Raw genomic sequence first — 24,328 nt, 5'->3', positions numbered from 1 at the left:
TCCTTTGCAGTGTCAGGGATTCTTTATTTCTGCGCCGGGTCTCTGATAGTTCCACCAGTTTATGAAAAGGCAGACCACATAGAAGACCGCAAAGCCGTATAATGCATTTTCGGGTGTTCCGGCGGCTATCTGCTGTCCGAAGATACCGGGAATCAGGAAAGCTCCGTATGCCGCTATGGCGGATGTCCAGCCGAGGACAGGCCCCGCATGCTCCCTGCTGAATATGTAGGGGATGCTTCGGAAGGTTGAGCCGTTGCCTATTCCGGTTGTAATGAAAAGAGCCATGAACATGATGAAGAACGGCCACCAGTAATCTTCGGGGGTGGGGCTGTTCTTCGCCGCCTTTATGAAATAGGCCACTGCCAGAGTTGCGCATATCTGAAAAACAGTGCTGACGGCGGTTATTTTCGCCCCGCTGTTGACCTTGTCCGCAAGCCAGCCGCCCAGAGGACGAACGCCCGCACCGAGAACAGGCCCCAGAAATACCCAGAAGAGGAAATCCGGAGCGTTGGGGTTCATGAAGCCTGGGTCGCTGGGGTTGGTGTATACGAATATATCCTGACACAGCTTCGGAAATGCGGCCGAAAAGCCGATGAACGAGCCGAATGTCATGGTGTAGAGTACTGTCATTATCCAGTTATGTTTCAGGCGGAGAATGGCGAACTGTTTGCTGAGACCGCCCTTTATCTCTTTCGGGGTGGCATAGCGCATCAGCAGAAGCGTCATTATCACCACCAGCGGCAGAACCGCCCACATGTTAAGCCCGAGGCCTATCAGAAGATATGCCCCTATACCCGTTGAGGTGAGACCTATGCCAAGCAGATAGAGGGTCTTTGCAACGCCCGCCAGTGTCGAGGGCATGCCGGGGGTTGCGATCCGCAGGTTGTTCATGCCGAAAAAGGCCGCCAGAGCCAGCAGAGCTATGGGGATCACCCAGAGCCATCCTGCGTTCTGAACTCCTGAAATGGCTGAATTTGTCACTGCCCCCGTGCTGTCGAATGCGCTGAAAAGTGCAATACCTGTCACCCACGGAACAGCCTTCTGCATCACTCCCACACCCAGATTTCCTATTCCGGCGTTAAGCCCCAGCGATGTTCCCTGCATCCTTTTTGGAAAAAAGAAGCTTATGTTGCTCATGGACGATGCGAAACTGCCGCCGCCCAGACCGGAGAGTGCCGCCAGAACCGCAAAAACATAATAGGGCGTGTTTACGTCTCTCAGGGCGAAGCCTATCCCTGCGCAGGGTATCAGCAGAAGGGAGGTCACCGTGAAGATAACGTTACGTCCGCCGCTGAGTGCTATCAGAAACGAGTTGGGAATCCTGAGTGTGGCTCCCGAAAGTCCCGCTATGGCGGGCAGGGTGTAGTAAAGCGAGTTGACCTTTTTCAGGGTTTCGGTGAGCTCTTCGGGGGACATGGAAGGATTCGTCAGTCCGAAGTTGAACCCGAACTCCTTCATTTTTGTGGTGACGATGCTCCACATCATCCACACGGCAAATGCCAGAAGCATTGCCGGAATCGATATCAAAAGATTTCTTACGGCCGTTTTTCTGCCCTTCTGCTCCCAGAACTGAGCATTTTCAACGTCCCACTCCGTAATGTACCTCGACATATAAAACTCCTGTATTTTTAATAAAAAGCTTTTCAGGATCATGGAGTAACTATATCAGGACGGAGATTCACAGGATTTGACCTGCATCAACAAAAAAGTAAAGAATGTGAAGCCTTGTAACTTCCTGAAATAGCTTTTATAATAGCGTATGAATATTGACATTATCTCAGAAGAACATAGGAACAGATCGTTTTTCAAAGGGCTTTCCGACAGCGAAATAGCGGAGATCCTTCAGAACGGCAGTGTTAAAAAGCATGCCAAAGGACAGCTTCTGGTTCAGCAGGGGGATATTCCCCAGCACCTTCTTTATGTTATGGACGGCGCTCTTATGACCTTTCGTTCCGGAAGCGAAGGAAACATGAACGCCATAAGGCTTTTGGGCAGAGGCGAAACCTGCATGGACGCAGTGATATTCATGGGTTCAATCTCGCCCATAAGTGTTTCGGCTGTGAAAAATTCGGAAGTGCTTTATATCAAACGTTCCGCCATAGAAAAAATGGCGGCAACAAATCCTGTTTTTGCGGTGAACCTGCTTCATATCCTTGCAAAATATTACAAAGACGCTCTCTATCAGCTGGACGGACTTTCAATCAAATCCGCAACCCAGAGGGCGGGTTATTATCTGCTTCAGCTTTATCAGGGGGCAAATTCCGAAGAGTTTGTGATGCCTTTCAGCAGATATCTGGTGGCAAGTCATCTGGGAATGTCATTCGAGACCTTTTCCAGAACGCTTGCACAGATAAAAGGGCTGGGCGTTAAAATAAAAGGGAACAGCGTGATACTCACGGATAAGTTCGCACTCTGCCCTTTCTGCGATGAAGACACCGCCGCCGTGTGCAGAAACAGGGCGGAAAAATGTCTCAGAAACAATAACTCTCTTTCGGATAAGAAAGTATGAGAAATATTGCCGATATTTTCGTGACTTTCCTGTGGCTGGGGCTTCGCAGTTTCGGCGGCCCAATAGCTCATTTCGGATATTTTTACAGCGAGTTCGTGAATAAGAAAAAGTGGCTGTCGGAAAAGGAATTTTCATCCCTGACGGCTCTTTGCCAGTTTCTCCCGGGGCCTGCGAGCAGTCAGACAGGTTTCGGAATAGGGCTTAAAAGGGGCGGCATCGCCGGTGCATACGCCGCATGGCTGGGGTTCACCCTGCCTTCGGCTGCGGTTATGACCGCTGCGGCATACGGACTAAAATCGTTTTCAGATTTCGGAAGTTCGTTTGCGGTCAAAGGGCTTCTCATTCTGACTGCGGCTGTTGTTGCGCAGGCTGTCTGGGCTATGGGCACAAAACTCTGCCCCGACACAAAAACAAGATTCGTCGCCGTTGCAGCTCTGTTTGCGGTTTCGGTGTTCCGCTTTCCTTTCGTTCAGGTCATTGTGATTATTGCCGCAGGGATTGCGGGCTATTTCATGTTCAGAGAGGGCGGGGAAAGAACTCCTGAAAATAGCCGCAGTTTCAGCTATAAGCCGGCTGTGCTCCTTCTGGGGCTGTTTTTCGGTCTTTTGATCCTGCTTCCCGTGCTTGCTGGAATGTATGACAGCAGGAGTCTGAAACTTTTCGACACGTTCTATAGGGCGGGTGCGCTTGTTTTCGGAGGCGGTCATGTGGTTCTGCCGCTTCTCCATGATGAGATAGTCGCCGGAGGCTACATGGCCGATGAAATGTTCCTGTCCGGATACGGCATAGCACAGATAGTTCCGGGGCCTCTGTTCACCTTTGCGTCCTTTGCCGGAACGGTTTCCGGCGGTCTTCTCGGCGGACTGGCCGCACTGACAGCTGTTTTCATGTCCACTTTCCTGCTTATTCCCGCCGTTATGCCCATCTGGGACAGAATATCGGAGAAGCGGTTCGCATCTGCGGCCATGAAGGGGATAAACGCATCAGTGGTGGGGATACTGGGAGCGGCACTCTATGACCCCGTATGGGTTAAGGGAGTGGCTTCCGCTTCTGACTTTGCGCTGTTCTGCGCATCTTTCGGACTGCTGATGTTCTCGAAAACACCTGTGTGGGCTGTGACACTTTTCTGTCTGGCGGGTGCTTTTATCAGAAGTAGTATTTAAAGCGTGCCTCAAGCCGTCTGTCCATGACCTTTTCGCCGAACTCGGTGTTGTCTCCTCCGCTCAGCAGATAGATTTTCAGCTTAAACTCGGCGTTGGTGATGCCTGTCCAGACAGCTTCGGGAGCCAGTGAGAAACTGCCGTCCTCTGCGTTGGCCGTCATTGTCAGGGCGGGGGTGAAATAGAGGATGTCGAAGGGTTCTTTAACCGATGCCCGCAGATAGACATAACTGCGCATGGGGTTGTTTCTCGTATATGGGCTGTTGGCGAGCATATCTGGGTTGCCTGCGTTTTCAGCCGCCTGATAGAACCTGTCCATTTCGTCCTGAGTATATCCGCCCGACTTGCGGAAATATTCGATTATGTACGTTACGTCGCTTTCTGTCAGATATCTGGCTCCGATGAGCCAGTTGCTAGTGTCTGTCGTTTCATATCCGTTTATCAGCTGACGGCGCACGTCCTTATATTGGGCGTATTCGCCATGTATCTCAAGATTTGTCAGAATATTCTTTGAAAAATCCATCCCGAACCTTCTGCCCCTTGATTCCCCGGCGGAATACATCAGATCAATGTCGGTGTCGTTCAGGAGAAGATAGAGCTTTCCCGCATGGTTCAGGCCGTTATCAGTCCCCAGAGTTTGGTTCATGTCGTCGTTCACGGCGTATGCCGTCTGGGTATATGAAACGGTTTTCAGCGAACCGGAAAAACTGCGGGTGTAGTCCGCCGCAACGAGCTGATACCCCTCCATTGCATCCTCCGGAGAGTCGATGTTCTTCGGTCTGTCCAGAAACGCCGCAGGGTTGAACGCATAGCCCTTGCCCCATTTCATGGTCATTTTGCCCGCTGTCAGGCTGAAATTTCCCGACGAATACCCTGCATACTGCTCCATGAATGTGAATTCCGAATTGTCATCGCCGTCCGGCTGTGAAGTATGTTTTGTTGATGTCTTTACGACGTATCTGAAACCGTTCGCTTCATATCCTCCGTTCAGCCTCAGGTCGGCCGAATAGTCGTATTTTTCCGGTTTTTCAGGATATTTCAGGCGGAAAAAGGCTGAATCCCTGTCGTATCCATAGATATTCGATAAAAGTTCGATGCTCCCGTCGAAAGAATAGGGTTTTTTTTCGATTTCGCTCATGTCGAAGTCATATTCGCCGCCGAAAAGAGCGGGTGAAAAGAAAAGGCAGAGCAGAAACGCTCCGCCTTTTATATATTTCGTCATCTGAGCTCCGCCATGCGTGACATGAAGCCCATGGTGAACACCTCGTCCTTGAACTCCCGCTTCTTTATCTTCGCAAAGATCATTACGGATTTATACCCGCGGTACAGCGGCGAGTCGGTCTCAATTACGGAGGGGCGGACTATTCCGCCGCCGAAGTCTTTAACCTCTTTGAAGTAAAGAGTTTTGATGAGCATTCCGTCCTGAGTCATGCATTCTATCTTTTTCGGCAGTTTTCCGGCTTTGTCAGCGGTTATGACCAGTTTGTCATAGGCCACAGTTCTGGTTTTCGCTTTCAGCCGCAGAACGTAATCGCCGTCCTTCTCGTCAACAGCCGAAACGTCATATTCCGCCGCATAGTCCAGTTGAAGGATGTCGGCATTGTTGAACACCCCGCCCACAACCGACTGGAGACTGGTTATCCTTATGGGTTTGCCAACACCGGGGACGTACAGCCACATATTTTCACCCAGACGCAGGGTGCTTCTGCCGTTTTCGCTGGCCGGAGCCAGAAACAGCGAGGCCACTCTGTCCAGTCCCTTTTTGACTGTGAACATTGTGTATTCCCGTTTTGCACCGTTAGGCTCGATGTTTATGAGCTTCCTGTATGACTCGTAGCTTTCGGGGGTCAGATTTCTGTCTATCTCCTTTAAAAGCGCCGTTCCGTCTGCGGCAAACACCACCGCAGGCAGAAGGAGCATTAAGGCGGCTAGTTTCAGCATGTTATCCTACTTCTTTTTGATTATTGATTTTGCGGCGGCTTCTGCACTGCCCTTAAAGACGGCGGAGGTCATTCCCTTCGAGCTGAGAAACCCCTTAAAACGTTCGCCGGGGAAGCTCTCTGCGGCAAAGATCTTCACGCCCTTATCTTTCAGCATGCCTATGGCCATGGGGCCTGCGCCCTCTTCACCCGCGTAGGGGTTTGGGATGGATTCTATGTATGCTCCCTTGTCGTCAAAGAGAATGAAGAAAGGGGCTTTGCCGGGCGTATTGCTCATGGCGGAGGAGGGCTTGCTGCCGTTTGCGGCGGCGGCAAGATATGGTGAGCCGGCGGCAAAGGCCGCCGTTGAAACGAAAACTGAAAGCATAATAATGAGTAACTTTTTCATGATGCACCTCTTTTTATACATGTCTGAGAGCGTTTACAGGCTCGGTTCGTGATGCTTTTATTGCAGGCTGAAGACTGGCTACAACAGCGACTGCGGCGACAGTGAGGCAGATTGCCAGAAGCTGTCTGTAATCGACCGATGCTGTCAGCAGTATTTCCTTCTGCTGTCCGAAGCTGAATGTGAACTTCTGGGCGTTTATGATGAAAACTGCGGCTATGCTCACCAGAGCGCCTGTCGCCGCTCCGATTATCCCCATCAGAAGACCTTCGATGAGAAACAGCAGCATGATCTTGTGGGGTCTGGTGCCTATGGCCGCCGCTGTGCCTATCTCCCGGATGCGCTCGTAAACAGCCATTATCATCACGTTCAGGATGGATATCAGCACCACCGCCACCAGAAGCACCTTAACGAACAGGGTCATAAGGTCAATCATTCTGGCTATGTTGTAAAACGGCGAGAGCCTCTCCCATGTGTGGACGTCGAAAATGGGCAGTCCCTTTTTGTTCAGCTCCGTTGACAGCCTCTTTGTCAGAGCCGCCTCGAACTCGTGGAGTTTGTCGAAATCCTTAAGTCTTATGGCAATTTCGCTTATCTCCGGAATGTCCATGCGGAGTATCTCTTTCGCATCTTCTATGTGGACGTAGCCGTCACGCCCGCCCGGGCCTGTGGCACTCTCTATTATTCCCGTGACTTTAAGCTGTTTTCCGTTCACCGAGCCGTCCCTGTTTGTGGCAACCACCACCACCGTGTCGCCCACTTTCACCTTCATGGAGTTGGCGAACAGTCTGGGGATGATTATCGATCCGGTCTTAAGCTCCTTTGAGCCTTCGAGGATCCTTGAGGGGAGCAGGGGAACGACCTTGTATTCCTGCACAGGATCTATTCCGTTCAGCCTTATGTTTGATGTTTCGGTGAATGTCGAGAACATTCCGCCGAACTTTATCCGCTCGCTGACGGCCTCAACACCCTCAACGTCTTTCATGGCATTGTCGAACCTGTCAAGCCCCATCAGCTTTATGTTCATGTTCTGGGGCAGTGTCTCCGCCGCACCCATATAGCCTCTGCGGTGCACCTGAACGTGTCCGGTCATGGAGTCGGTTATCTGGGATATCATCATGTTTTTGAACGAGCCGGAAACCGAAACGAACACCGAAACGAACACCACGCCGATGACTATCAGCGAAACTGTGAGCATCGTTCTGCGGGAATAGCGCATAAGGTTTCTCAGAGCCATTTTGAATATGTTGAACATTACGCCTCCTCCCGAACGAGCTTTCCGTCTTCCAGAACGAAGACGTGCTCGGCTTCGCTGACCACCTTAGGGTCGTGGGTCGAGAACACGAAAGTTGTTCCGAAATCGTCCCGCATGGATTTCATAAGGGTTATTATTTTCATGGATGTTTCGTGGTCAAGGTTTGCTGTGGGTTCGTCCGCCAGAATCAGCGACGGATTTGTCACCAGTGCTCTGGCCGCCGCAACCCTCTGTTTCTGTCCGCCTGAAAGCTGTGAAGGCCTTTTTTCTGAGTGTTCCGCCATGCCCACTGCATCCAGCATGCGCATTATCCTCTCCCTGCGCTCTTTTGCGCAGATGTTCTGCACCATCACAAGGGGATATTCCACGTTTTCATAAACACTTAAAACGGGGATAAGGTTGAAGTCCTGAAAGATGAACCCGATGTTTTTTCCTCTGAAATCGGCTCTTTGGGAAGGTTTAAGTCCGGCTGTGTCCGTTCCGCAGACAGTGAGCCTGCCCTCTGTGGGTCTGTCCAGACAGCCCAGCATGTTAAGCAGAGTTGTTTTTCCGCTTCCCGAAGGGCCCACAAAACTTATGAATGAAGACTTTTCCAGTGAAAAACTGACGTTTGACAAGGCTTTGACCTGTTCGGAACCCAGCCTGTACACTTTTGATATATTCTCGGCAGTAACTAACGGCATACTTACCTCCGGAGATTTTAAAGGCAATAAGCATGCCATATTGTAACACCATAATATTCAAATGATTGCATGAAATGCAGTGTGCAAAATCTGCACAACCGATGAAGAAATGTTACAGTTTCAGGCGGGTAATAATTTCCATGAAAAATTCATAAAACAAATCTCTGATATGGCTGTCTTACTTAATAACAAATAAACCAGCCTCCTTTTGGTTTATAGAGGGTGCATCGGGTAGTGGCTTGCCGGACGCACCCTTTTTAATTTATATGCCGTGTTTTTTTCCTTTGACGGATTCAATGTCGATCCGTATCACCGCTGTGCCTCTGAGGCTGTTTGCGGGATATTCGAACTTTTTGTCGGTGAAGAGTGCGACTATAAGATCCAGAGCCTTTGTTTTCTCCGCTTCATCCTCGACAAAAACTGCGTTGCCGAAACCTATGACCGTTCTGTGCTTCGCTTCGAAATCGCAGGCTTTGTCGCTTTCCAAGTGTCCGTTGTCCAGAGACACGCTGAAGCATATCTTGCTGTTCTTTTTCATAATTGCAATTTTTGTTCCCGCCAGTGACGAGTGGAAATAGACTGCTTTTCCGTCGTAGGCATAGAAAACAGGAACTGTGAAGGGGACGTTGTCGTCTGAAAGGGCAATGTTCATAACCTTTCCGAGCTTAAGAATGTCGGCTATCTCCGCCATTTCGGTTATCTGGCGTTCTTTTCTTCTCATGGGGCCGTGTGGGTGCATGGTATCCTCCTTGTAAACTTAAATAAGGCTTTTGCAGCCGCACACAGTATAAACGTTAGGATTGTTAAAATCCATAGATGATTATGCTCCGAAAGCCCCGCTCCTTGCCTTTTGTGAAAGGCCGATAACCGTGCTTGAAGGGATTCTCACCGTGAAAAGCGCACCTGTTGAGTTGTTCTCTGCCAGAATGCTCCCCTTCATATGTTCTTCAATTATCATTTTAGACATATAAAGCCCCAGCCCCGTGCCTTTTCCTTCGCATTTTGTTGTGAAATAAGGGTCGAATATCTTCGAAAGAACGCCGGAGGGGATGCCGGTTCCGTTGTCCTGAACTGTTACTGACACGGAACCGTTCACAGAGGAGACGTGTACCTCCAGACGGCCTCTCAGATTTTTTTCCCGTTCCATTCTTTCGCATATGGAGTAGAGGGCGTTGTATATGATGTTAAGAAATACCTGTTTAAACTCGCCGCTGAAGCCGAAAACGGCTGTTTGTCCCTGTGGGCAGGCTATGTTCATATGGCTGCTGATGCATCCGCTGTTTTTATGCCCGCAGGTGCATTCCAGCGAAATATCTATCTGCTTTGAAGAAAACTGAACCCCGACAAGCCGCAGAAGCTCGCCTATGGTCTTTATCACATCAAAGTCGGATCTTTCCTTGTCCGGTTTGTAAAAGGTGCGGAAATCGTCTATTGTTTCGCTGAGGTTTGATATCAGGCTCATTGCGTTCTCTCTGAACTCATCGATATATTCACCGGAAACAGTTCCGCAGGCCGCTTCCTCCGCCATATCCTGAACATACAGCCCCAGAGCGTTTATGGGCTGTCGCCACTGGTGGGCTATTGCGTTTATCATAAGCCCCATGTCCGTCAGTTTTTTCATCTGGAAAAGCTCGGCCTCGTGCTTGCGCCTTATATCCTGCTGTTTGTCCAGCATTTCTCCCAGAGCGGCATTCAGCTTTTTCAGCGAGTTACTTTCGGAAAGCAGATTTCCCACCTCGGTCACATCGTGCATGCTGAGTATAACTCCTGAAAATTTGCTGCTGATGTCCAGCATGCGCTTGAACCGCAGTTCGAAAACATATGCCCTGCCGTTCAGGTTCAGTTCAAGAATGCTGTTGCTGTTATCGTTTATGGAGCCTATGAATCTCTGAACCTCTCTGTTCAGTTCGGCGGGCAGCCCCACTGTCATATCGCTGTAATAGAATGCGCCCGACCTGTCGCATGAGGCGAAAAGATTCAGTGCGGAATGGTTCAGGTTCTCGATGTTTCCGTTGGTGTCCAGATAGAGCAGGGGAATGAATACGCTTTCGAACATGGTGAGATATTTATTCTTTTCGTTTGTCAGCAGACGGTTCTCCACAGCCAGTTCACTGTTTTTTAATTCGGGCGAAAGGGTGTCCCACTCAACGACGAAGGCATGCTCTATCCTGCTGAATACCTTTATGATAAGCTCTTTTGCGGTCTTTCTGTCGTCTTCGCAGCCGCCGAAATATTCCAGCTCGTCCAGATATGCCCAGAGGTAATACTTGAACAGCCCCAGAAACATCTGAAGGGTTATCCCTCTCTGCCTGTGCTTTCTGGCCTCCAGAACACCGAATGCCGCAACAGGGTCAACCTTTGCCGCATCTCTGCATGTTATCTCAGGGGTTACGTCAGACTGTTGCAGATATTGCGCAATGGAGGTGTTCAACCCCTCAATGGATGCTCTCCATGCTTCCCTCAGTGTGGATGTATACTTTGAATAGTCAAGGTCGATGGCATATTTCAATATCCTGTCCATCAGATCCTCTGTGTGCAGACGGAGAAAGATATTGAGTTCATTAATAAACTTCGGGCTAAGTTGTTTGTGAATCATACTTCACCGTTTAAAGTTCATGTATCTATTAAAATTATAACACTGAATGAACTCATTTCAACAGAACGAATGTAAAAAACATAGGAATATGAAAATAATATTTTCCGCAATTTCCTATAAATTTTATGCACATTTCTGTTGAATATCCGGTCTAATGTATATATCTTGAAAATTGAAAAAAACGGCAGGTTGGCACTATGTTCTCGATGAAAACGGTATACGGACTTAAAGCACTTCAGTTTCTGGCATCCAGAGGAACGAACGATCCCGTTCTTATATCCGAAATAGCCGAACATGAAAAGATTCCGAAAAAATTCCTTGAGACAATTCTGCTGACGCTGAAAAACGAAGGACTGCTCACCAGCAAGATAGGCAAGGGCGGCGGCTATCTGCTCGCTTTCCCCGCCTCGTCCATAACGATGGAGCGCATCGTTTCCGCTCTGGAGGGTTCTGTTGCTCTGGTTCCCTGTGTTGCGGAGGAATCCGGATCAAAATGCGAATACTGCGACGACAATTCGGTCTGCGGCGTCCGTCTGGTGATGTCAAATCTGACAGATCAGTTCGTCTCTTCGCTGCGTGAGACCACCCTGCAGGATATGCAGGCCATGACGGACGAAGCCGTTCAGAACTCGAAAAAGATCATAAACTATACTATTTAACCGCTTTGATAAGCTCTTTCAGATATTTTGAGCTGTCTGCATCCTTAACCGCAAGCCAGTAGTTGGCTGTGTCTTTCAGAAAATAGTAGTTGTCCATACCCATTCCCTGAACCTCGGTCACAGACATTCCGTCTACCTTCATCCTCTTCATATCTGTGAAAACCTTGCTCTGAGGCATTTTCATGTCCATATCCATGAACAGTTTCCGTGCCTGATGCTGGTCTTTCGAGAACGACGCCCAGATGAAAACACTGCCTTTTGAGCATTTATATTCAACAGAGTAGGCGTCTTTTGCGTCGATCTGTTTTCTGTGCAGATATGCTATCTCGGTCAGTGCGGCCTTGCCTGTTCTTTCCGCCACGACAGAACAGCCGGACAGAGCGGGGAGATCTGTTTCTTTTTGCGCCGCATGAGCCGCATATGCGAAAAGCATCATGATGAGCGAAATAAAAGCTGCTTTCAATGCCATACGTTACCTCACGTTTTGATATTTATTCTGACCTGCTCTGCCTCAAATAGTTCAATCCGGTTTCCTGCACCCTTGACAGCCCAATGCCCCGTATATATTATCTATAATGGCTATATAATTTCTGATGATTTAACTGGTGAACCCATGATCTATTTCGATAACAATGCGACAACCCCCCTTGCAAAAGAGGTTAAAGATGAGATGGCGGCCTGTTTCGACATCTTCGGAAACCCGTCCAGTCTCCACTTTGAAGGGCAGAAGTCCCGTCAGGTGATAGAGAAGGCTCGCAGGCGGGTTGCTGATTTCATAGGAGCGAGACCCGAGGAGATAGTCTTTACCGGGAGCGGAACCGAGGCGAACAACATTGCCGTTGCGGGGTATGCTCTGGCGGAACCTGACGGAATGATAATAACCACGGCGATAGAGCATTCCGCAGTTCTGAAACCCGTATGCAGGATGGAGGATCAGGGACGCACCGCAATAAAGCTTCTTCCGGATGCCGACGGGCGTATTGTTGTCAAGGATGCTCTGGGGGCTATCCGCAGTGTTCAGAAAGGACTGGTCACCATTATGCTTGCCAACAACGAAACGGGCGTTATTCAGCCTGTGCGTGAGCTTGTTGAGGCCGCAAAGGCTCAGGGGCTTCTGGTGCATACGGATGCTGTTCAGGCGGCGGGAAAGATCCCGCTGAACGTTGACGAGCTTGGTGTGGACATGCTGAGCATATCCGCCCATAAGTTCCACGGCCCCAAAGGCATAGGTGCGCTCTACATCAGAGGCGGAGTGAAGGTTTTGCCAGTTGTTCTGGGCGGCAGTCAGGAGCATACCATGCGCCCCGGCACAGAGAACGTTCTGGGCATAGCTGGAATAGGCAAGGCCTGCGAACTGGCTTCCGAGTGCTGCGACAGCAGGCTCAGGGATATGTTCGAGGAGCTTATTATTAAAAACGTTCCTGACTCATTCGTAAACGGAAAGAATGCGCCGAGGGTGCCCAACACGGCAAACATCGGCTTCAAAGATATAGACAATCAGGCGCTTGTGATAAATCTGGATATAGAAGACATAGCCGCTTCCACAGGTGCGGCATGCAGTTCGGCCAAGAAGGAGGCATCCCACGTGCTTACGGCAATGTGCATGTCCTCCGCCGAGGCACGCTCTTCCGTGCGCTTCTCTTTCAGCAGATACAACACCGAAGAGGAGGTTGTTACCGCTGTTGAGAGGATTCGCAGAACTGTTGAGAGAATGAGAGGCAGACTTGGCTAAAAAACGTGTAATAGCCGCCATGAGCGGCGGTGTGGATTCCTGCGTTGCGGCATCCATGCTCTGCGAACAGGGCTTTGAGGTGATAGGTGTCACCATGAAGCTCCATGAATGCTCCGATACGGGCACAAGCCCATCCTGCTGCGGGGTTGACGGTATTCTGAAAGCCGCCGCCGCCGCCGGGAAACTGGGTATGAGGCACTATGTTTACGACTGCGTGAAGGATTTCGAGGAGCTTATTCTTAAACCTTCATGGGAGGAGTACGCAAACGGACGCACTCCCAGCCCCTGCCTTCACTGCAACGAGAAGGTGAAGTTCGGTCTGCTGATGAAATTTGCGGACGAGCTGAACGCCGATTACATAGCCACAGGCCACTATTCAAGAATACAGACCGACGAAAACGGCGTCACCTGCCTTATGCGTGGACTGGATGCCAATAAGGATCAGTCATATTTTCTGGCGGGTCTGACCACAGATCAGCTGAAACGCATTCTGTTCCCCCTTGGCGAAATGACCAAGCCGCAGGTGCGTGAATATGCCAGAATCCATGATATCCCCAGTGCCGAAAGCCCCGAAAGTCAGGATGCCTGCCTTGTGGGCACGTTCGGCAGTTTTTCGGAGATGCTTCGCCACAGGTTCAAAGGCGAACCGAAAAAGGGCATAGTTGTTGATGAGGAAGGAAAAAAGATAGCCCCTCACGAAGGTATACACAGATTTACGGTGGGACAGCGCAGGGGGCTGAACCTGAACACCCACAAGACCTACTGGGTGAAAGGCATAAGAGCCGAGGACAGCACAGTTGTAGTGACGGACAAGTCCGATAACGTGCAGGGCAGAGGCCTTACGGCAGACGGAATGGTGACGGCGTACGAATACGAGAACGGGCAGACCGTTCCCTGTCAGGCGCAGGTGCGTTACCGTCAGAAGCCTGCGAAGGCTGTTTATACATCGCTGGGCGGCGGAAACGGCAGGGTGGACTTTATAGAACCAGTCTCGGCCATCGCTCCCGGGCAGGCTGTTGTCATTTATGACGGTGAAAAAGTTCTTGGCAGAGGCCGCATAATCACCTCTTACTAATCATAATTTTCAAAACAATTTCAACTTTTTGTTCTGTTTTCAAAAACCCGTGTTGACAACGGGTTTTATTTCGTCTATTTTTAATTGCACATAATATCCATAGATTTTATAGATTAATATTGCCGGAGGTATTGATGGAAAAAGGACAGGCGGCTGCCGCTCTGAATATAACGGAAACAGTGAGGAACAATCATATCCTCTTTGTTCCCGCCGTATTCCTGACCGCATTCACCATTCAGCGTGAATATGCAAAACCTCTGACAGAGGGCATCGACGGGCTTCTGGTTCTCCTGCTGATTCTTGTCACCCTGCTTTTGGGTTCGGCTCTGTATGCATCTGTTTCGGAGAGTTTCAGAAAAACATACAGACACAATCTGCCGTTCTGGTTTACTGTTCTTGGGCTTTTTGTGTTCTACGATCTGATAACTGAGCTGTATGTTGTTCTCAACCCAGATTATTTCCCATCTCCATACAGAATAGTCACCGTTCTGATCAGCGATTCAGGTGTGATAGCTAAAAGCGTAGCCCACTCTCTGTTCCTTCTGGCGCAGGGATATTTTCTGGGTGCTTTAGCCGGGCTTCTGACAGGGGTTCTGGCGGGTTCATTCTCCCTCAGCCGCTACTGGCTCATGCCGCTGATAAAGCTTATCGGGCCTATTCCCGCAACGGCGTGGCTGCCCATAGCAATAGTCGCATTTCCCACATCATTTTCAGCCGCACTGTTTCTTATTGCGGTTTCCGTGTGGTTCCCCGTCTCGGTTATGACGGCATCGGGTGTGATGAACGTTTCTTCCGGGGTCATTGAGGCAGGGAGGATTCTGGGTGCGGGCAGGGTTCGTCTGGCTCTTTTCGTAGCCTTTCCTGCGGCATTGCCCACCATCTTCACAGGGCTTTTCATGGGGCTTGGTTCATCGTTTCTCACACTGGTTGCGGCGGAGATGGCGGGGGTTAAGGCGGGCATAGGTTTTTACATCGTCTGGGCGAGGGACTATGCGGATTATGCAAGGATATATGCGTCACTCATCGTGGCTTCAATAATATTTTTTACAATAATGACACTGCTTTTCAAACTCAGAGACAAGGTTCTCTCTTGGCAGAAGGAGCTGATTAAATGGTAACGAAACACTTACAGCATGCGCATTCCGCCGCACTGTCGGTCAGGGGGGTATCCAAAGTTTTCAAAGACTCGGACGGCACAGCCCTTGAGGCGCTGACACCTGTTGATCTGGATGTGAAAAAGGGCGAGTTCGTCAGCATCGTGGGGCCTTCCGGATGCGGAAAATCCACTCTGCTGAGGATCGTTGCGGGACTTGAGACAGCAACCGCAGGTCAGATAACTCTGGACGGCAGTCCCATCGCAGGAACAAACCCCGAGGTAGGCCTTATCTTTCAGCAGCCGACACTCTTTCCGTGGCTTACTCTGGAGAACAACATAAAGTTCGGCCCCAGATCGAGGGGCATAACCATCACTGACGAGGAAGTGGACGAATACCTCACCCTGACAGGGCTTGAAGGGTTTAAAAAAGCGCATCCCCATAAACTTTCAGGCGGAATGATGCAGAGGGCGGCCATTGCAAGGGCGCTGGCCAACGAACCTTCCATCCTGCTTCTGGACGAACCTCTGGGCGCACTGGACGCCTTCACCCGCATGAAGATGCAGGATGAGATCCTGAACATCCGCAACAGGCGTGACACGACGATGATAATGGTCACCCACGACATTGACGAGGCCATCTATATGTCAGACCGCATCATAATAATGTCCGACAGGCCGGGCAGGATAAAGAACATAATCAACGTTGAGCTTGAGCGTCCCCGCAAGAGGAACTCGCCTACGTTTACCGAGCTTCGCTCGCAGATACTTAAAACATTCGGTTTTGCGAAGGAATTTTCGCAGGATTTCGCAATATAACGGGGGATTTCATGAAGATAAAACCTATTAATGCGGGTCTTCTGCCCCTTCTGGCCTCAATAGGTCTGAAGGAGTTTCAGAAATTTCCCACGGATATATTTTCTCCCATTTCAACAGAATATTACGAGCTTTTCATTCTGGGGCTTATAGGGGTGACCGGAGTGTTTTACCTCCTTTCGGTCTTCGTTAAAGGCTTCAGAGAATATTGGGGCGAAAGGGCGCCTTTGGCGGCGGCGGCTGTACTTCTGGTGGTGGTCTGGGACTATTACACCTCAAAGACGGCACGCCTCCCCATGCCCTATTTCCCCGGCCCCGAAAGGGTGATCAACGTGTTCATAGAGGACACGGAGACTCTGACAAGGAGCGCACTCTCATCCTTAAAGCTTATTGTGGGCGGGTTTCTGCTGGGTTCTCTGGCCGGAATAGTTTGCGGCTCGCTTCTGGGGTGGAGCAAACGGGCGGCCTACTGGCTCTCACCCGTTGTGCGGATTCTGGGGCCTGTGCCCGCCACGGCATGGATCCCCGTCTGTCTTCTGGTCTTTCCGAACGCTTTCACGGCAAGTGTTTTTCTGGTGTCTCTGGCGGTCTGGTTCCCTGTGACCCTTATGACGGCATCAGCAATATATAACGTTCCCAAAGCATATTACGAAGCCGCCGCACTCCTTGGCACAAGCCAGAGGGGGCAGTTTTTCAGAGTGGCTGTTCCACATGCCCTGCCTACGATTTTTGTCGGACAGTTCATGGGTGTGGGCGCATCGTTTCTGGTGCTGATAACTGCGGAAATGGTGGGCGCAAGCTCCGGTCTTGGCTGGTATATCGTCTGGGCGATAGGCTGGGCGGCATATGCGAAAGTTTACGCCACGCTGATAATCTCTGCTGTCATTTTTTCGGGATTCATAAAACTGCTGTTCCTTTTCAGGGACAAGCTCATGGGATGGCAGCCGTCTTTTGTTAAATGGTAAAAAAATTCCGCACGGCGGATTAAAGGAGGAGTCTTATGATAAAGAAGTTTTGCGCACTGGTCATGGTTTACACCTTTCTGACCATCACCGTCATTCCGGCGGCAAACGCAGGAACACCCGTCAACATCGGCTATCAGGGCGTTCTGTGTGAAATTGCGACCTACATCGCAGTGGAAAAGGGTTTCTTTACTGAGGAAGGACTTGATGTGACACTGGTCAAAGGCGACTGGAACACGGTTAAAGACGGACTGGCCGCCGGCAAGATTGCCGCAGCTCAGGGGCTTCTGATGAACTGGCTGAAACCCATTGAGCAGGGACTGGACGTTAAGCTCACAGTGGGCGTTCACACCGGATGTCTTAAGATAATTTCTTCGAAAGCCTCCGGTATAACCGCTGTCACACAGCTTAAGGGTAAAAAGGTCGGCGTTCCTTCAATCGGTTCCGCTCCCCATCTGCTGGCTTTCAGAGCCACAGCAATTGCCGGACTCAGCCCCGAAAAAGATATTCAGTGGAAAATATTCCCTCCCGCCGAGCTTAAGATAGCTCTGGAAAAGGGCGAGGTTGATGCTGTTGCCGTTGCCGACCCCATCGGCGCAATTATTGAAAAGGGAGTTCCCGGTGCGGTCACACTGGTTGACAGCGCAAAAACAAAGCCCTATGTGGATGAATATTGCTGTCTGATAGGCGTTAACGGCAAACTGGTCAGAGAAAACCCTGAACTTGCGGCCAAGATAACAAGAGCCTTCGCAAAATCCGCCAAGTGGATAAGCCTGAACAGAGCCGAGGCAGCGGCTATCATTACAGAGAAAAAATACGTTCCCATCGACAAAGAGTTTGCGGCGCAGATTGTTGAACACTACGACTATCAGCCCTCCACAAACGCAGCAAAATCAGCCGTTCTTTATGCGGCGAAAGAGCTGAAAAAGGTTGATATTCTTGCCCCCTCAACTGATCCCGAGAAACTGGCAAAATTCGTGTTTGCCGATCTTCCCGGTCTCGATCAGTACAAGAACATAAAACGTAACTACGGCAAATACTAAGCCGTTTCTTAAGGGCGCAGGTCATCCTGCGCCTTTTTTTTGTCATTGTTCTCCGTGCGCCTCAGGGTGACGTGTAAATATGCGCCATTTAAGCCTCCCTTTGGCAAAGGGAGGTTTGGAGGGATTTACATTTTCTTAAATTTGGCGGATGAGATTGCCACACCTGCTTACGCAGGTTCTCAATGACGCAAACTCAACTCCGTTGTAGAAAATTATACACCGCCGTTTTCCGGCATGAAGAATAGTCGTCATAACACCCTGATAAACACAGCCGCTCCATCTTTTCTAGTTATTGTTAAATTATTTGTAATTAAGTGCTTATTGTATGTTTTCAGTGTGAGCGGAAGAGTTGGCATGTTAAATGATAATACACTTCCAGAAATCATTTCAGGAGGAACATAATGAGAAAGCTCATCATGACACTTTTTATTATTCTCAGCGTTGCGGCGCTGGCATTTGCGGCTCCCTATGAGGTCAGCAAAAAAGCAGGCGACATCACCGTGGCATCAGTTTTTGACAAGAATCCCCCTGTGACAGGCAAAAACAAGGTAACTGTCACTATCAAAGACAGCAAACAGGCACCCGTTGACGCCAAAGTTGCAGTCTATTACTCAATGCCCGCAATGGCAGGCATGCCCGCAATGGACTACAAAACGGTTGCCGACGGCAAGAACGGCGTGTACACAGCCACCCTTGACCTTGGCATGTCAGGCCCCTGGAACGTTGAGGTAAGGTTCATCCTGCCCAACAAAGAACTCCGCAAAGTGGCCTACACTGTAGACGTAAGATAATCAGAAGTTTGGAAGATTGTTAAGCAGGCATAAGTCTTTGCGGGGAACAACGTGACGAAGCAAACTCAACCGATGAGACTGCCGCATCACTACGTTCCTCGCAGAGACGGACTTTACTTTGACAGTCATTAACGAGGAAATCATGAAAAGATACATATTGGCAATGCTTATTCTCCTGACCGCAGCGGCAGCCCATGCCGAGACGGCTGATATAGATAAACTGATTGAGACCGCTCTTTCCAGAAACATCAATCTGGAATCCATGAAATATGATGTCCGTGCTCTGGAGCATGCCTCCGAATATGCCGGAACACTGAACGACCCCATGGTGAGCCTCGGCGTTGTTAACGAAGGCACATACTACACCATAGGCGAAGAGGGCATGTCACGTTACACCATAATGGTGAGCCAGATGTTCCCCTTCTTCGGCAAGCTTGGCAGCAAAGAGGCCGAAGCCAAATATAAGGCACTTGCCCAGAAAGATTTGCTGAGGGCTGAAAAGCTGAATGTTATCCACACCGTAAAGTCTTTATATCTTGATATATATGCTGTTCAGGAGTCCCTTAAGCTCCAGAACACAAAACTGAAACTGCTGGAAATGACCGAAAGCTCCGCTCAGGCGAAATACAGCTCCGGCATGATGGATTCCAGAGATGTGCTGATGATTCAGCGTGAGAAATATATGGTTCTGGAAGACATAGAGATGCTGAAGGAGAAGGACAGGATGCTCCGCACCTCCCTTGCCCATGCCACAGGGCGTGACTCGGACGAGTTCGGCGATTTTGTTCAGCTGCCCGAAAGAGAGGTGAAGCTTTCCGCTCAGGAGCTTTACAACATGGCCGCTCAGAACTCCTACACCCTTAAAAGCATGGAGAACGAGGTCGAGGCTATGAAGGCAAACGTTAAGATGAAGGAGCTTGAGAAATATCCCGATTTCACAGTGAGCCTCGGGTATGAACCCAGACCGGGTTTCACAATGTCCGATGTCTATTCTGCGGCTGTGACCTTCAACGTCCCCCTTTACTACAACAAAAGACAGCTTCCGGCAATAAACGAAGCCAAGGCTCAGAAGTTCAAGGCCGACACCGTTTACTACAACATGCGCCACGAGCTCAGAAGCATGATAACCGAGCAGATGGCCTCCGCCGACGCATCCGGCCGCATAATGGAGCTTTATAAATCAGGCATATCCGCCAAGGCTGACCAGACAAGGGATGCGGCTCTCGCATCATACAGACAGGGCAGAGGCTCCGCTGAAAACGTTATAACCGCCGTAAACACTTCCGTTGAATACGGCATGAAATATCTGGACAAATATGCTGAGAAACAAAAATCTCTCAGCGCACTGAACGTACTTACCGGAGGCGCACTGTATGGAACGATCATCGATGAAAATTAAGCTTTTTATATTTACTCTGCTGGCGGCATTTGCCATTTCTCTGCCTGCTTTTGCGGACGAGTTCGACGCTTTCGAGGAGCAGAAGCTCCTTGAGGTCAGCCCCCAGATGCTCCAGAAGATGGGCGTGCGCCTGACCAAGGTTAAATACGGCGATGCCTCCAAAACAATAAAACTCCCCGGTATCGTGAACGTGGACGAAACATCCACATTCGCCGTTAACACCAAGTTCGAAGGCTGGATAGAAAGACTCTATGTCGACTATCAGGGCAAAACCGTTGCCAGAGGCGCAAAGGTTGCCGACATCTACAGCCCCGAAATGGTTGCCGCACAGGAGGAGTATCTCTCTTTCCTGCGCCATGCAAAATCGTTTGACGCTCAGCAGACCACCGACAGCTACGGCAGTATGTTCGCCGGTGATGCGAGAAAACTTGCCGAGGGCGCAAGGGCGAGACTGCGCTGGTGGGATCTCAGCGAGGCTCAGATTCGTGAGCTTGAGCGCACCGGAAAGGTACGCCGCACAGTTGCGGTATACAGCCCTGCCAACGGCTACGTCATGGAGAAGAGGGTTGCCGCAGGAATGATGGTTCAGCCGGGAATGGAGCTTTTCACTCTGGCAGGAACCGACAGAATGTGGGTGATTGCGGATGTGTACGAAGAGGATATGAAATTCATCAGACAGGGCGCAACGGCGAAGTTCACACTTCCCAACATGCCCGGAAAATCTTTTGATATAAAAGCCGACTACATCTACCCCGAGGTTTCGGGCAGCACCAGAACCCTCAAGGTCAGATTTCCTGTGCGCAACAGCGGAAACCTGCTTAAGCCCGCAATGTACGGGGATATAGTTCTGAACGTCAAATCCGGCAAGGCTCTTAAAGTTGAAGAGGATGCCGTTATCGACGACGGCAGACGCAAAATAGTCTTCGTTTCGAAGGGTGCAGGAAAATTTGAGCCCAGAGAGATAGTTACCGGCGTTAAGGCGGGCGGGTTCTATGAGATCCGCAGAGGCCTGAAAGAGAACGACACAGTGGCCAGAGGAGCCAACTTCCTGCTTGATTCCGAGGCACAGCTGAAAGGCATTAAACCCGTTAAGGTGCAGTGATGATTGAGAAACTTATCGGCTTTTCGGCCAGAAACAAGTTTCTGATAATCCTCTTTACTCTGGCGACAGTTGGACTTGGTCTGTGGTCGGTGAAAAAAACTCCCCTTGATGCCATTCCCGACCTCAGCGACGTTCAGGTAATAGTTTTTACTGAGTGGCAGGGACGTTCACCCGACCTTATCGAAGACCAGATAACCTATCCCATCGTCAGCAGTCTGCTGGCGGCGCCCAAGGTAAAGGTTGTCCGCGGCTACTCGTTCTTCGGCTACTCCTATGTGTATGCAATTTTTGAGGACGGCACGGATATCTACTGGGCACGCAGCCGTGTGCTTGAGAACATGAGCAAGATAAGCGGAAAACTGCCGCCGGACGTCAGCCCCGCTCTGGGACCTGACGCAACGGGTGTGGGCTGGATTTATCAGTACGCACTTGTGGACAAATCCGGCAAGCATAATCTGGCGGATCTGCGCTCATATCAGGACTGGTATCTGAAATACGCTCTGGAAGAGGTCAAAGGTGTTGCCGAGGTGGCTTCCATCGGCGGCCATGTCAAGGAATATCAGATAAACATCGATCCCGACAAACTCAGAGGATACGGACTGAGCCTGAACCAGATAGTTAAGGCGGTGCGTGACAGCAACCGTGACACAGGCGGACGCTCGGTGGAGCTTTCCGGCCGTGACTTCATGGTGAAGGGTGTCGGTTACATAAAGAATCTGGACGATATAAGAAATATAGTCATCGCCAGCGACGGAATGGGTGTTCCCGTTCTGGTGGGCGATGTGGCCTCCGTTGAAACAGGCCCCACAATGCGCAGAGGCATAGCGGACTTCAACGGTGACGGCGAGGCTGTGGGCGGCGTTGTTGTGATGCGCTATGGCGAGAACGCACTGAACGTCATCAACAACGTTAAAGAGAAGGTTGCCTCGCTGAAAGGTTCTCTGCCCGAAGGCGTGGAGATAGTTCCGGTATACGACCGCTCCACCCTTATCATAGATTCAATAAAGACCCTGCGTGACAAGCTCATCGAGGAGATAATCATCGTGAGTCTTGTGTGCATCATCTTCCTGTTCCATTTTCGTTCGGCTCTGGTGGCGATACTCACCCTGCCTGTGGCAATCATAATGTCGTTCATCATGTTCCGCTGGCTGGGCATAACATCAAACATAATGTCGCTGGGCGGTATAGCCATCGCAATCGGTGCCATGGTGGATGCGGCCATAGTTATGGTCGAGAACGCCCATAAACAGCTGGAGCATAACCCAGATGCGGACAGAAAAGAGGTCATAATCGCCGCCGCACAGAAGGTGGGCAAGCCGCTTTTCTTCTCGCTTCTCATAATTACAGTTTCGTTCCTGCCCGTTTTTGCCCTTGAGGCGCAGGAGGGCAGGCTGTTCAAACCGCTGGCATACACAAAGACTTTTTCAATGCTCTTTGCGTCCATCCTGTCGGTGACTCTGGTTCCCGCTCTGATGGTCATTTTTATCAAAGGAAAGATACGCCATGAGCAGGACAACCCCATAACGAAGGTTCTGGTGTTTCTTTACAACCCGTTTGTAAAGTTCGCCCTGAAATTCAGATATCTTGTTATCGCCCTCTCGGTGATATCCATGCTTGCGGCATATCCCATCCTGAAAAAGCTGGGTTCGGAGTTCATGCCGGTGCTGAACGAAGGCACGATATTCTATATGCCCACAACTCTGCCGGGAATTTCGGCTGCTGAGGCGGCAAAGAGCCTTCAGACGCAGAATCAGCTCATAAAGAGCATCCCGGAGGTTGACACTGTGTTCGGCAAGGCGGGCAATGCCAACTCGGCAACCGATCCCGCAGGGCTTTCCATGGCGGAAACGGTCATTACTCTGAAGCCCCACGACCAGTGGCGCAAGGATATGACCTTTGACAAACTGGTTGATGAGCTGAACGAGAAGACAAAGGTTGCGGGCTGGGTCAACTCATGGACAATGCCCATCAAGGCCAGAATAGACATGCTCTCAACAGGTATCAAAACCCCTGTGGGCATAAAAGTTTTCGGTCCCGACCCTGCGAAGCTCCAGACAATAGGCGAGGAGCTTGAGAGTTCGCTGATAAACGTTGAGGGAACCCGAAGCGTCTATTCCGAGCGGACGGACGGCGGATATTATCTGTATATCGAGCCGGATGCATTTAAAATGGCTCGCTACGGCATCACCGTTGAAGAGATAAACATGGTGATAGAGACCGCAATAGGCGGCATGCCCGTGACAAAGACAGTTGAAGGGCGTGAACGCTATCCAGTGGCGGTTCGCTATAAAAAATCGTTCAGAAACGACGTTGAATCAATAAAGAACGTTCTTGTGCCCATCGGCGGCATGGAGGGCAGGGCAAACTACATCCCGCTGGGCGATGTTGCGGACGTGTATCTCAAGCCCGGACCCGATATGCTGAAAGAGGAGAACGGCATGCTTGTGTCATATGTATATGTTGACCTTGCGGCGGGCGTTGACGTGGGAAGCTATGTCAAAAAAGCAATGGCCGAGGTCGGCCAGAGCATAAAACTGCCTCAGGGGTATACCCTCAGATGGAGCGGCGAATACGAATCCATGCAGAGGGTGAAGGAGAAGCTGAAATTTGCAGTGCCCCTGACCCTCGGGCTGATATTCATGCTGCTGTATCTGAACTTCAGGTCGGTTGCGAAAACGGCGATAGTGATGCTCTCGGTTCCCTTTGCCCTCGTGGGCGGATTCCTCTACCTGTATCTGCTTGGGTATAACATGTCCGTGGCGGTCTGGGTGGGGCTTATAGCCCTTGCGGGGGTTGCGGCAGAGACGGGGGTGGTCATGATCGTCTATCTGGACGAGGCCTATGACGACTGGAAGGCCAGAGGACAGATGAACACCGACGAAGACCTGAAAGATGCCGTTATATACGGCGCAGTGCAAAGGGTGCGGCCGAAGATAATGACCGTTGCCACGCTCATCATAGGTCTTGTGCCCATAATGTGGGCTACGGGCAGCGGTGCGGACGTTATGAAACGCATAGCCGCCCCCATGATAGGAGGTATGGTCACTTCGACAATTCTAACCCTTATCATCATTCCGGCAATCTATTTCTCATGGAAAAAGTGGGAAATTAAAAAGCAAACAGTATAA

Annotated in this window: 22 protein-coding genes; 13 read left to right on the top strand and 9 right to left on the bottom strand. The window is 50.4% G+C overall.

All coding sequences use genetic code 11. The features are described 5' to 3' along the window. Positions 1-12 precede the first annotated feature (12 nt). Positions 13-1,611, bottom strand: coding sequence for an MFS transporter (locus tag C8D98_RS10195; RefSeq protein ID WP_132874048.1), 1,599 nt, complete (start codon positions 1,609-1,611; stop codon positions 13-15). Positions 1,612-1,759: 148 nt separating this feature from the next. Here C8D98_RS10195 and C8D98_RS10190 point away from each other — a divergent pair, with 148 nt between their 5' ends. Both C8D98_RS10190 and chrA read left to right on the top strand, forming a co-directional pair. Continuing rightward, positions 1,760-2,509, top strand: a complete 750-nt coding sequence (locus tag C8D98_RS10190; protein ID WP_132874047.1) for a Crp/Fnr family transcriptional regulator — start codon at positions 1,760-1,762, stop codon at positions 2,507-2,509. Then, entirely contained in the window at positions 2,506-3,672 is a 1,167-nt protein-coding gene (gene chrA / locus C8D98_RS10185) for a chromate efflux transporter (protein ID WP_132874046.1), read from the top strand. Before C8D98_RS10190 ends, chrA begins: the two co-directional genes overlap by 4 nt. Here the strand turns inward: chrA and C8D98_RS10180 are convergent. From C8D98_RS10180 to C8D98_RS10150, 7 genes are all read right to left on the bottom strand, one after another. Next, the gene (locus C8D98_RS10180) at positions 3,656-4,891 is read right to left on the bottom strand and encodes a hypothetical protein (protein ID WP_132874045.1); all 1,236 of its coding nucleotides are present in this window, start codon (positions 4,889-4,891) and stop codon (positions 3,656-3,658) included. The two genes, chrA and C8D98_RS10180, sit on opposite strands and share 17 nt — an antisense overlap. Beyond that, the gene (locus tag C8D98_RS10175) at positions 4,888-5,610 is read right to left on the bottom strand and encodes an outer membrane lipoprotein-sorting protein (RefSeq protein ID WP_132874044.1); all 723 of its coding nucleotides are present in this window, start codon (positions 5,608-5,610) and stop codon (positions 4,888-4,890) included. The genes C8D98_RS10180 and C8D98_RS10175 overlap by 4 nt, the downstream gene beginning before the upstream one ends. Before the next feature lie 6 nt (positions 5,611-5,616). Continuing rightward, positions 5,617-5,997 carry a NifB/NifX family molybdenum-iron cluster-binding protein gene (locus C8D98_RS10170; protein ID WP_132874043.1) on the bottom strand — a complete coding sequence of 127 codons (381 nt, stop codon included), beginning with the start codon at positions 5,995-5,997 and terminating at the stop codon, positions 5,617-5,619. Between the two features lie 13 nt (positions 5,998-6,010). Further along, a complete protein-coding gene (locus C8D98_RS10165; RefSeq protein ID WP_132874042.1) occupies positions 6,011-7,249 on the bottom strand; it encodes an ABC transporter permease in 1,239 nt (412 codons plus the stop codon). Next, positions 7,249-7,932 (bottom strand): ABC transporter ATP-binding protein, encoded by a 684-nt coding sequence (locus C8D98_RS10160; RefSeq protein ID WP_132874041.1) that lies wholly within the window; start codon positions 7,930-7,932, stop codon positions 7,249-7,251. The genes C8D98_RS10165 and C8D98_RS10160 overlap by 1 nt, the downstream gene beginning before the upstream one ends. A gap of 262 nt (positions 7,933-8,194) precedes the next feature. Then, entirely contained in the window at positions 8,195-8,671 is a 477-nt protein-coding gene (locus tag C8D98_RS10155) for a pyridoxamine 5'-phosphate oxidase family protein (RefSeq protein ID WP_207891266.1), read from the bottom strand. Positions 8,672-8,752: 81 nt separating this feature from the next. Next, positions 8,753-10,453: a sensor histidine kinase gene (locus tag C8D98_RS10150; RefSeq protein ID WP_165871283.1), complete on the bottom strand. Its 1,701-nt coding sequence runs from the start codon at positions 10,451-10,453 to the stop codon at positions 8,753-8,755. A gap of 272 nt (positions 10,454-10,725) precedes the next feature. Here C8D98_RS10150 and C8D98_RS10145 point away from each other — a divergent pair, with 272 nt between their 5' ends. After that, on the top strand, positions 10,726-11,187 hold the full coding sequence (locus C8D98_RS10145; protein ID WP_132874039.1) for an RrF2 family transcriptional regulator: 462 nt from the start codon (positions 10,726-10,728) through the stop codon (positions 11,185-11,187). Here C8D98_RS10145 and C8D98_RS10140 read toward each other — a convergent pair. Next, positions 11,180-11,656, bottom strand: a complete 477-nt coding sequence (locus C8D98_RS10140) for a hypothetical protein (RefSeq protein WP_132874038.1) — start codon at positions 11,654-11,656, stop codon at positions 11,180-11,182. The genes C8D98_RS10145 and C8D98_RS10140 overlap by 8 nt on opposite strands. 144 nt (positions 11,657-11,800) lie before the next feature. Here C8D98_RS10140 and C8D98_RS10135 point away from each other — a divergent pair, with 144 nt between their 5' ends. From C8D98_RS10135 to C8D98_RS10090, 10 genes are all read left to right on the top strand, one after another. After that, positions 11,801-12,919, top strand: a complete 1,119-nt coding sequence (locus tag C8D98_RS10135; RefSeq protein WP_165871282.1) for a cysteine desulfurase family protein — start codon at positions 11,801-11,803, stop codon at positions 12,917-12,919. After that, positions 12,912-13,994 carry a tRNA 2-thiouridine(34) synthase MnmA gene (gene mnmA / locus C8D98_RS10130; protein WP_132874036.1) on the top strand — a complete coding sequence of 361 codons (1,083 nt, stop codon included), beginning with the start codon at positions 12,912-12,914 and terminating at the stop codon, positions 13,992-13,994. Before C8D98_RS10135 ends, mnmA begins: the two co-directional genes overlap by 8 nt. Positions 13,995-14,128: 134 nt before the next feature. Then, entirely contained in the window at positions 14,129-15,112 is a 984-nt protein-coding gene (locus tag C8D98_RS10125) for an ABC transporter permease (protein ID WP_165871281.1), read from the top strand. Continuing rightward, positions 15,106-15,906, top strand: a complete 801-nt coding sequence (locus tag C8D98_RS10120; protein WP_165871280.1) for an ABC transporter ATP-binding protein — start codon at positions 15,106-15,108, stop codon at positions 15,904-15,906. Before C8D98_RS10125 ends, C8D98_RS10120 begins: the two co-directional genes overlap by 7 nt. Before the next feature lie 11 nt (positions 15,907-15,917). Next, positions 15,918-16,868 (top strand): ABC transporter permease, encoded by a 951-nt coding sequence (locus C8D98_RS10115; RefSeq protein ID WP_132874035.1) that lies wholly within the window; start codon positions 15,918-15,920, stop codon positions 16,866-16,868. 35 nt (positions 16,869-16,903) lie between these two features. Continuing rightward, a complete protein-coding gene (locus C8D98_RS10110; protein ID WP_132874034.1) occupies positions 16,904-17,908 on the top strand; it encodes an ABC transporter substrate-binding protein in 1,005 nt (334 codons plus the stop codon). A 401-nt stretch (positions 17,909-18,309) separates the two neighbouring features. Further along, positions 18,310-18,699: a FixH family protein gene (locus tag C8D98_RS10105; RefSeq protein ID WP_132874033.1), complete on the top strand. Its 390-nt coding sequence runs from the start codon at positions 18,310-18,312 to the stop codon at positions 18,697-18,699. A gap of 142 nt (positions 18,700-18,841) precedes the next feature. Next, positions 18,842-20,098, top strand: coding sequence for a TolC family protein (locus C8D98_RS10100; protein WP_132874032.1), 1,257 nt, complete (start codon positions 18,842-18,844; stop codon positions 20,096-20,098). Next, a complete protein-coding gene (locus C8D98_RS10095) occupies positions 20,073-21,200 on the top strand; it encodes an efflux RND transporter periplasmic adaptor subunit (protein WP_132874031.1) in 1,128 nt (375 codons plus the stop codon). Before C8D98_RS10100 ends, C8D98_RS10095 begins: the two co-directional genes overlap by 26 nt. Continuing rightward, positions 21,200-24,328 (top strand): efflux RND transporter permease subunit, encoded by a 3,129-nt coding sequence (locus tag C8D98_RS10090; RefSeq protein WP_132874030.1) that lies wholly within the window; start codon positions 21,200-21,202, stop codon positions 24,326-24,328. The genes C8D98_RS10095 and C8D98_RS10090 overlap by 1 nt, the downstream gene beginning before the upstream one ends.

This window comes from Seleniivibrio woodruffii (assembly GCF_004339245.1).
GTDB classification, from domain to species: domain Bacteria; phylum Chrysiogenota; class Deferribacteres; order Deferribacterales; family Geovibrionaceae; genus Seleniivibrio; species Seleniivibrio woodruffii.
Note: the sequence above shows the minus strand (reverse complement) of the source record. Positions and strands in the feature narration are given on the sequence as shown.

Excerpts from the sequence above, each read along its gene's own strand:
- C8D98_RS10170 (WP_132874043.1), bottom strand. The coding sequence starts at position 5,997 with ATGAAAAAGTTACTCATTATTATGCTTTCAGTTTTCGTTTCAACGGCG.
- C8D98_RS10160 (WP_132874041.1), bottom strand. The coding sequence starts at position 7,932 with ATGCCGTTAGTTACTGCCGAGAATATATCAAAAGTGTACAGGCTGGGT.
- C8D98_RS10165 (WP_132874042.1), bottom strand. The coding sequence starts at position 7,249 with ATGTTCAACATATTCAAAATGGCTCTGAGAAACCTTATGCGCTATTCC.
- C8D98_RS10135 (WP_165871282.1), top strand. The coding sequence starts at position 11,801 with ATGATCTATTTCGATAACAATGCGACAACCCCCCTTGCAAAAGAGGTT.
- C8D98_RS10100 (WP_132874032.1), top strand. The coding sequence starts at position 18,842 with ATGAAAAGATACATATTGGCAATGCTTATTCTCCTGACCGCAGCGGCA.
- C8D98_RS10115 (WP_132874035.1), top strand. The coding sequence starts at position 15,918 with ATGAAGATAAAACCTATTAATGCGGGTCTTCTGCCCCTTCTGGCCTCA.
- C8D98_RS10125 (WP_165871281.1), top strand. The coding sequence starts at position 14,129 with ATGGAAAAAGGACAGGCGGCTGCCGCTCTGAATATAACGGAAACAGTG.
- C8D98_RS10150 (WP_165871283.1), bottom strand. The coding sequence starts at position 10,453 with ATGGACAGGATATTGAAATATGCCATCGACCTTGACTATTCAAAGTAT.
- C8D98_RS10105 (WP_132874033.1), top strand. The coding sequence starts at position 18,310 with ATGAGAAAGCTCATCATGACACTTTTTATTATTCTCAGCGTTGCGGCG.
- C8D98_RS10110 (WP_132874034.1), top strand. The coding sequence starts at position 16,904 with ATGATAAAGAAGTTTTGCGCACTGGTCATGGTTTACACCTTTCTGACC.
- C8D98_RS10155 (WP_207891266.1), bottom strand. The coding sequence starts at position 8,671 with ATGCACCCACACGGCCCCATGAGAAGAAAAGAACGCCAGATAACCGAA.
- C8D98_RS10090 (WP_132874030.1), top strand. The coding sequence starts at position 21,200 with ATGATTGAGAAACTTATCGGCTTTTCGGCCAGAAACAAGTTTCTGATA.
- C8D98_RS10145 (WP_132874039.1), top strand. The coding sequence starts at position 10,726 with ATGTTCTCGATGAAAACGGTATACGGACTTAAAGCACTTCAGTTTCTG.
- C8D98_RS10180 (WP_132874045.1), bottom strand. The coding sequence starts at position 4,891 with ATGACGAAATATATAAAAGGCGGAGCGTTTCTGCTCTGCCTTTTCTTT.
- C8D98_RS10195 (WP_132874048.1), bottom strand. The coding sequence starts at position 1,611 with ATGTCGAGGTACATTACGGAGTGGGACGTTGAAAATGCTCAGTTCTGG.
- C8D98_RS10175 (WP_132874044.1), bottom strand. The coding sequence starts at position 5,610 with ATGCTGAAACTAGCCGCCTTAATGCTCCTTCTGCCTGCGGTGGTGTTT.
- C8D98_RS10095 (WP_132874031.1), top strand. The coding sequence starts at position 20,073 with ATGGAACGATCATCGATGAAAATTAAGCTTTTTATATTTACTCTGCTG.
- C8D98_RS10190 (WP_132874047.1), top strand. The coding sequence starts at position 1,760 with ATGAATATTGACATTATCTCAGAAGAACATAGGAACAGATCGTTTTTC.
- C8D98_RS10140 (WP_132874038.1), bottom strand. The coding sequence starts at position 11,656 with ATGGCATTGAAAGCAGCTTTTATTTCGCTCATCATGATGCTTTTCGCA.
- chrA (WP_132874046.1), top strand. The coding sequence starts at position 2,506 with ATGAGAAATATTGCCGATATTTTCGTGACTTTCCTGTGGCTGGGGCTT.
- C8D98_RS10120 (WP_165871280.1), top strand. The coding sequence starts at position 15,106 with ATGGTAACGAAACACTTACAGCATGCGCATTCCGCCGCACTGTCGGTC.